This window comes from Halorubrum halodurans (assembly GCF_002252985.1).
Classification (GTDB): Archaea; Halobacteriota; Halobacteria; order Halobacteriales; family Haloferacaceae; genus Halorubrum; species Halorubrum halodurans.
Window position 1 is genome coordinate 641 of sequence record NZ_NHPJ01000112.1, and the last position, 312, is coordinate 952.

1 pseudogene is annotated in these 312 nt (G+C 56.4%); it reads right to left on the bottom strand.

Annotated features, from left to right (window positions below):
- Positions 1–136, bottom strand: a pseudogene (locus DJ70_RS17835) (cytochrome c oxidase subunit II); the annotation flags it as partial.
- Between the last annotated feature and the right edge of the window lie 176 nt (positions 137–312).

A 312-nucleotide genomic window follows, 5' to 3' on the forward strand; every position in this document is an offset into this window, starting at 1 on the left:
CGTTCCACAACGTGTACGAGACCACGATGATACCGATGACCGTGCCCAGCGTGAGGAAGACGAAGAAGATCTCGTCGAACACCTCCGCTTGTGCCCGCCAGTCGGTCCCTTGTTGTAGGGTAATTGGGTCTATCATGTTCGTCTCTCAGCTCTTATCGTTCCCTTGGCGATGGCGCACTTAGCTCTTGTGTACGCCGGCGTCCCGGAGCGTTCGTGGGGGCACATACGAAGGCTATTTGTACACGCGTCCGGACCGAGTAGTAACGAGGAACCATGGTTTCGCTTACCCTCTTGAGTACGGCGTTGATGGGG